The organism is Microcoleus sp. OTE_8_concoct_300, assembly GCF_031383065.1.
GTDB lineage: Bacteria > Cyanobacteriota > Cyanobacteriia > Cyanobacteriales > Microcoleaceae > Microcoleus.
On the sequence record NZ_JANMZH010000553.1, the window covers coordinates 1 to 6,521 of the forward strand.

Below are 6,521 nucleotides of genomic sequence, written 5' to 3' on the forward strand. Positions count from 1 at the left end.
GCGATAACTTTCAATCGATTTTTAAGTTGTCTTAACTCGCGAATTTCTGCAATGGGTAGCGTTTTCCAATTAGCTGCTTTTTTTTCCACATCTTCGCACGACTCTTTGATGTTGTTCCAAAACCATTGTAGAATTAAGTTAACATCGAGAACAGGATGACCGGAAATTACTCCGTGTTTTTCTATCGCCCCAGCCCGCAACATCATTGAGGAAATCCTAAAAGACTCGCCGCTACCTGGTTTTTTGCGATCGGCATCATCGGCCTTGCGATCGTAAATTGCGGTTGCTACTTCTGCCCATGTGCGATCGGGCAAACCTGAACCATTTTGACTTTTTCGAGCCTTAGCAGAGCAAACATCGGCTAATAATAGCCAGTTAAAGTCTTGTGGTTGGGCGGTTTTACCGGAAAATATGTTGTTTACCCAAATCAGTACAGATTCGGCATTTTGTTCGAGGATGCGATCGAGCGATATTGTCGCAGGAGATTGAGTCATAATTTATCTACTCTACATATTCTATTCTCAATGAGTTATTTGGACTTTTAGCAAAGACTTAAGATAAGTATAAACTAATTCTCTTTTCCAGAGGATTGATTCATAATCAATTGTCATAGGATGGATGGTAACATTCACCCCGCTTTCTTGATATTGAAGTCGATTTAGTTTATCCTGAGATTTGACATAAGTATCTCTAGGCACATAAAATCTGACTTCACCTCCTCCATTTTCTTGAAGATAGTTAACATATTTATTAGCTGCTTTTTTGATAGAGTTAAGCGAACTAGGTTTATAGGCTTTGGCATCACAAATTACACGCTGAGATTTGAGATAAAAATCTGGTTTACAGTAGTCTTTGCCATTCTTAAAGTAAAAGGTAGGTTTAATTTGCAAACTTGACTGAACATTTTCTATATCATCAGAGTCTAAGAGCATTTTTAATAAGACTAATTCCCCTTGATCGCCTTGTAGTTGTTTACTCGGTTTTTTTTGATAATAGTCACTCGCGGGATTTTGGGTTAAATCTGTGAGTCTTTCTGCTGCGTTGGAATTTTCATATAAAATCCAAGAGTCACCCGGAATGTTAGCGAGTTCGAGGGCTAACCATACAGGCACACCTGATGCAATCGCTGTTGTTAAATAATTCTCAGTTTGCGCCATCGCATTTTGAAAAACGGCATCATTCACAGCCGTATTTGCTAATTGATTTTTGGGAGAAATGATTGAAGGTGAAAAACTTTGATTCCCAATCATCGCCTGAATCAATTCTATCTGATTCTGACTTTTTTTCAAGCGGCTCATTCCCTCAAAACAGATTTCCAGAATCTCTAAAATCTCTCGCCTTAGCTCGTAAACACCACAATCATGTAAATATTTAGCACGACTTTGCGCCTCAGCCAAGCTATCAAGAACTTGACTGAGCATTGACTGAAGCACATCGCACTCTTGCTTAATTCCCATTATCTCCCTAACGTTTTTTGGATGTCCTCAGCTTCTCCAATAGCATCATTGAGAGTTTTGATACCATCAGCACACATATCAAAAAGCGTTTTCATTAAAGCAGGCGATTCTGAGATAGATGTATCAGGAATTTTTCCAGCTAATGCTTTGGTGTCTTCCACCAATTCCATGACTTTATCCATCGTTGCCTGAAAGTCTTCTATTTGATCTAGTAATGCCATGATCTCACTCCAAAAACGCTTAATACTATTCTAAACTAATGCACCTAATTTTCCCATATTTCATCAGGAACTAAGGGAGTAGCAACAATTTTTAATTCGGCTTCTAATCCTCTGTAAACAGCTCTACCTCTAGGTTCTACAGGTAAACTTGCAGCTATATCATCGTCAAGTAATCTCTGACTAGCAGCGGGTTGGACTCGGAAAATAAGTCTTTCATCCATATTATCTGATATCTGGCTCGGAATGACTTCGGGTGTCGGTCGCTGGCTACAGTAAATAATGTGAATTCCAGTTACACGAGCTTGTGCTGCTAATCCCATCAAATTTTTTTCTATCGATTCCCTTGTTTTCCTTTCGGCATTTTGGATGTAAAATGCTTCATCAATAATTAAGACAATGCGGTGCTTTTTGATGTCATGCTTTTCTTTAAGATCCGTTAAACTTCTTACCCGCTTCTCGCGCATTAACTCTCGCCGGGTTTCGTGTTCCTTCCACAATTCATTTAACAGATTAGCACATTGATCTAGTTCTGTTACCATCTCTAGGCTAGGCTGTTGGTCTACAATTAGTTGGTAGTGCATACCTGCTTGAAAATCAGCGATGTAAATCTTCCTTTCAGGATTAGCATACAAGAATTGATAGATAACAGATGTGATAAAATTGGTTTTTCCAGAACCTGGTACACCTGCAACGATGCGGTGAGGAATTTTGGAAAAATCCGAAATGGAAGGTTTTCCCTTTTGGTCGATTCCCACAATATATCTATCTTCTGTAATTAGATGACTGTGTTCTTTAATAAGATTTTCTATAGTTAAAAAATCAGGAAACATATTTACGTTCTCCTCAACGAAAGTATTAGTCTCAACCTTGGAAACAGCTATGCGGAAAAATCCAGTGATTTCTTGAGCACTGGCCAACCGATGCAATGGTTTCAAATCAACTATCCGAGAAGGTGGCGGAGTTGATGACAACTTCGCTAAAGCTGAACCGCCTAAGACTGCATCATAGGGTTTTGGTAGACTTTGATTGGGTTCCGAATTGATGCCACCTGTCAACAATGGTGCGTTGGGAACACTGAATGATGGTTTATCTGGGAGATTTGGAGAAGAGTTACTGAATTTTCCTAACCCTTTTTTGGGTGGTTCTATGGCATTTTTAATTAACATTTGACCAAGGTCTTTTTGCCACCCTTCCCACTCAATGGCGGTGGAAATTTCTACTTTTTTTGTCGCTTCCAAGCTTTCCGAAAATGCGGGGTTGCTTTTGTTGACTTTGACAATTCGGGGTTGTTTTCCGTGAGGGGTTTCTTTGGTGGCGTGCTCGATGAGGGTACTGAGGACTACGGAAGCATCGCCCCAATTTTCTGCTAAGGCTTTGATACTATATTGGAATAAGTCACTGCTGGGATATAATTGTTGGTATTTTTGATAGAGTGCTAATGTCACAGATAGAAGGTTGTCTTTTGTGCCGCTGGCGTTGACTTTTTCTAATTGAGCGAGCATTTGGTTGATGGCATTTACCCAGGATTTTTGATTGGGGTTGTCATGGGTTTGCAGGGTGATTTCTAAAATTAGTTTGCTGTTTAAGCGGTGGATGACATCGCAGACTGCTGACATATCATTGGTGGGATTGGCCTCGAAGAAGTGAGGTAGGTAGTAATTTTGGGGTTCGATTAATTCCTCATGTTTGAGAATTTCGCCAATAATTTGCACCCAGTCTAAGTTTTGGCAGATGCTAAGGTTGGGTTGAGGGGTGAGGGTGAAGAATTCGCTTATTTTGCCTTTGGTGAGGAGGCTAAGGATTTGTTGGGAATTTTCTTCGGTTTGGGTATTGTGGGGGTGATTGATTAGGAAATATGTTTTGAGTTTGGGGGAATTATCGGGGTCATAGATGTAGCGGAGGGAAATTGTTAGGTTGGTACCGAGGCGGCTAATTGAGGTTATTAGCTGTTGTTGGGTTTGTTGGAGGTTTTTACGGAGTTCAGTTTTGCTGGCTTTCTGAGTAGTCTGCTTAGGATTAATCTGTAAGCACAGAAGATATGATTGATTACTTATTCTTTCCATTGAGTATTTAACTTGTCTATAAGAGACTGTATACGTTTAATTATTTTTATACCTTTGGCTTCCGACAAAACCAAATGGAATACTATTATTACTATTAATAGTATACTAAACCCTTCCCATCTATAAACAGACGTAACAAAAAAAAGTAGGGATAAGTATAACATAATTAAAGCTATTCCGGCTATTATTGTTTTAGGATAATTACGAATTTCAAAGTATAAAACATCAAATATCAATCCTAGGAACATAATTATTATTATTGGCACGAAAATTGGCGATAAAACTATTGTCGCAAAGGATATACTAACTAAATCATTCAATGATAATGATTTTGATAATTTAGTATCATTATCTATTTTTTCTTGTGCTGTCAATAATTGCATTAAATAAAATTTAATCGATCTCAAATCCTTTTGGATTTTATAGCTTTGGTTGTAAGTATGCGATTCTGTACTAAAACGTACAAATGTTGCTTCAAGAACACAAATTTTTTCAGGAATAGGAAGAAGACTAATATTACCCTTTATACCCCACATACTATGTAAGTTACCCATCTTATCAATAATTTCATTAATCAAATCTTGATTAGATTGAACTTTTCTATGCTCTGATTTCGTTTCTGAAATTTGATTTCTTAAAACTTGTATCAAACTTTCAATAGCTGACAGGTATTCATCCTGCTTATTTTCCAAAAATTGTTTCAACACTGAACCAGATCGCCCGTATCGTCGCGCTAGTGATTCCGATGCTGCTATAGCACTTGTAAATCTTGCTGAAATTTCCTTATGATCCTGACTTGCTGATGAAATATAATTTTCCATCTGTGAAATTGTTAAATCTTTGGGTTCAGGTTGATTTAAGCGATACTTAAAAATTAGCGCATCCAAGACTGTATCAGCATCAGAATCTACTCTAGCTAACTCCTGCTTGTATGGAGTTAACAGCCTCACCGCAGCATTCCGCAACTCTGTCTTTTTCAACAACAACTGGCTCAAAACTTTCAGCTTTCTGCTTAAATCTCTGCCTGTATCAATAATCTCTACCGCAGCTATTATCAATGATGCTTCATTGTTGGGATTATGTAAAAATTCTTCCAAAAGCCCATAAAGATATTCCTCAATCTCAGCAGAGCGTTTAAATAATGACTGAGCTTGGCGCAGCACCACTTCTTGCAATTTTGGATTTTTCTCTTCCAACAACAACTTGCTCAAAGTTTTCAGCCTTCTGTTTAAATCACTTGCTGTATGGATAATCTTCGCAGCATGAATTCTCAATGATATTTCCTGGTTGGAGTTATACAAAAAATCTTCCAAAAACGGATAGAGAAAATTCTCAATCTCAGCAGATTCTTCAAAAATAGGCCCAGCTTGAAGTAGCGCCTCAGCCTGTACCAGTAGATTGGATGATCTCAATCCTAAATACACCCCTCGCCCTTGTAACTCACTAATGACATCTTTTACTAACTCTTGATAATTCGGAGAGTGATCGTTACCAGCGAATAACTCCTCAACGGGCCCGTACACCCAAAATTCTAGGTTTCTCTCATATTCTGCCGTTGTTTCCCCTCTGGTGTTTAGGCGCTGAATCCTGTTAATTTCCACCAGCTTACGATCTCGAATTTCCCGACGAATGCGATCGAGAGGTTCAGTGAAACCGCCCCCTTCTAAATGTTGTAAATCCCTCAGAGAATATCCAATGTCTTCCAGGGCCTTCGCCGCCGCCCATCGAGTCAAATCGCTGCTAACTTCCCCTTTTCCCTTGACTTCCTTCGCGATATCTTTAAGCACTTCCCAGTCAGCTAGAGCCTGCTTGACGTGACCGTGTTGTGCTGCACGCCCCAAACCTTGCAGCGCCAGAGCCCGCGTCGTTAGCGATCCTTGAGTTTCCCAGATGTTGGCGAAGAAAGGAACAGCCCGATCGGGATTTTTGTCTGCCAAATCAAAAAAATCCTGGATTTGTTCTCCTACATTCCGATAGCGATCGGGTAAATCGCCTCCGCCTGGGATGTTTGAAAGGTTACTCATGGGCTTAACTCACATAGAGGGGGAAGCGCATGGAGAAATTATAACTGTTGCGGTCGAGCTTGTACCAATTTTTTGAATGTTTGCTGCAGAGATTACATCCCCAGCCCGGCTTAACAACGGGGGGACAAAAATTTACAGGACTTACGCACACCAAAGAAACCGGGTTTTTCACTTTAGTTAAAGGCTCAAATGCAGTATTCTCGTCAAAAAACCCGGTTTCTAACCACCCCTGCGTCTAGGACTAATTTAGAAATGTTCCAGCAGAGATTTCTCTTGTGCATAAACCTTTCGCAGCGACTCCAGCCCGATCGCACTTAACATCAATTTAATCGCCCCCACCATTTCCCCCCACTCCAACAATTCAGAAACAGAAACAGCTTTGTGAAATCTATCCGCATAAAAATCCACCCAAAAATCCGGCGCGTGTCTCTCTTTCTGACTCGCTATCCGGCGCTTCCAATAACCAAAATCTAAACCAGAGGGCGATTCCACTCCCAAAACTGGCGGAAAGTCCGCATAACTGACAAACCGACTCATGCCTTTGGCGTGCACGTACAGGATATGCGCCCAGCACTCGAAGCGATATATTTGTTCTACCTTGATTTTCAGCAGCCTCGCGATCGCCTCTTTCGTCACAAACCGGCTCAATCTGTGTCTGGGGGTTGATTTTGGTCGAAAGCTTGCTAACATGGTTGATACATCCCACTTGATGGGAATTTTCAATGGTTGATACATCCCACTTGATGGGAATTTCAG

General features: G+C 40.2%; 6 protein-coding genes. All 6 read right to left on the minus strand.

All coding sequences use genetic code 11. The features are described from left to right. On the minus strand, positions 1-494 hold a 494-nt coding region (locus ACUVJL_RS25360; protein WP_445248365.1), incomplete at its 3' end, for a hypothetical protein. Between the two features lie 27 nt (positions 495-521). After that, positions 522-1,457 carry a hypothetical protein gene (locus ACUVJL_RS25365; protein WP_445248366.1) on the minus strand — a complete coding sequence of 312 codons (936 nt, stop codon included), beginning with the start codon at positions 1,455-1,457 and terminating at the stop codon, positions 522-524. After that, positions 1,457-1,678, minus strand: coding sequence for a hypothetical protein (locus ACUVJL_RS25370; protein ID WP_333257559.1), 222 nt, complete (start codon positions 1,676-1,678; stop codon positions 1,457-1,459). Before ACUVJL_RS25370 ends, ACUVJL_RS25365 begins: the two co-directional genes overlap by 1 nt. A 44-nt stretch (positions 1,679-1,722) precedes the next feature. After that, the gene (locus ACUVJL_RS25375; protein ID WP_445248367.1) at positions 1,723-3,741 is read right to left on the minus strand and encodes an FtsK/SpoIIIE domain-containing protein; all 2,019 of its coding nucleotides are present in this window, start codon (positions 3,739-3,741) and stop codon (positions 1,723-1,725) included. Then, positions 3,729-5,765 carry a hypothetical protein gene (locus ACUVJL_RS25380; protein WP_445248368.1) on the minus strand — a complete coding sequence of 679 codons (2,037 nt, stop codon included), beginning with the start codon at positions 5,763-5,765 and terminating at the stop codon, positions 3,729-3,731. The genes ACUVJL_RS25375 and ACUVJL_RS25380 overlap by 13 nt, the downstream gene beginning before the upstream one ends. Before the next feature lie 246 nt (positions 5,766-6,011). Then, positions 6,012-6,500 (minus strand): hypothetical protein, encoded by a 489-nt coding sequence (locus ACUVJL_RS25385; protein ID WP_445248369.1) that lies wholly within the window; start codon positions 6,498-6,500, stop codon positions 6,012-6,014. Between the last annotated feature and the right edge of the window lie 21 nt (positions 6,501-6,521).

Coding starts and splice junctions, on each gene's coding strand:
- ACUVJL_RS25370 (WP_333257559.1), bottom strand. CDS start 1,678: ATGGCATTACTAGATCAAATAGAAGACTTTCAGGCAACGATGGATAAA.
- ACUVJL_RS25385 (WP_445248369.1), bottom strand. CDS start 6,500: ATGTATCAACCATTGAAAATTCCCATCAAGTGGGATGTATCAACCATG.
- ACUVJL_RS25375 (WP_445248367.1), bottom strand. CDS start 3,741: ATGGAAAGAATAAGTAATCAATCATATCTTCTGTGCTTACAGATTAAT.
- ACUVJL_RS25380 (WP_445248368.1), bottom strand. CDS start 5,765: ATGAGTAACCTTTCAAACATCCCAGGCGGAGGCGATTTACCCGATCGC.
- ACUVJL_RS25365 (WP_445248366.1), bottom strand. CDS start 1,457: ATGGGAATTAAGCAAGAGTGCGATGTGCTTCAGTCAATGCTCAGTCAA.